Origin of the sequence: Alistipes sp. ZOR0009, assembly GCF_000798815.1 — a bacterium.
Classification (GTDB): Bacteria; Bacteroidota; Bacteroidia; order Bacteroidales; family ZOR0009; genus Acetobacteroides.
Map to the genome: position 1 here is coordinate 1 of NZ_JTLD01000098.1, position 336 is coordinate 336.

General features: G+C 64.0%; 1 protein-coding gene. It reads right to left on the reverse strand.

Annotated elements, in window-relative coordinates; translation table 11 throughout:
* The coding region (locus L990_RS20260; protein WP_197057320.1) for a hypothetical protein at nt 1–336 on the reverse strand (336 nt) is incomplete at both ends.

Consider the following 336-nt stretch of genomic DNA (forward strand, 5'->3'; position numbering starts at 1 on the left):
ATTTTAACGGCTCGGCCACCTTTGTACAAAAGGTAAAGGCGCTAACCGATAAGCCCTTCGAGGTGAAGGTGAGCATTGAGGGGCAGGGCTGCAACGAGGGAAGCTGCGTGCCCCTGGAGGCGGAGCTCTCCGCCAAGCTGAGCGGTGCCACCATTAGCGCCACGGCAGCTGCTCCTGCAGCGGATACCGTAGCCCCCGCAGCGGCTGATACCGCTGTGGCCGATACCGCCGCTGCCGCTACGGCCAGCGAGCCCGTTACCGCTGCCGAACCCACCAAGGCGGGCGGCAAATCGCTCTTGGCCTTCTTTATTGGCGCCTTCCTCGCCGGATTGGCGG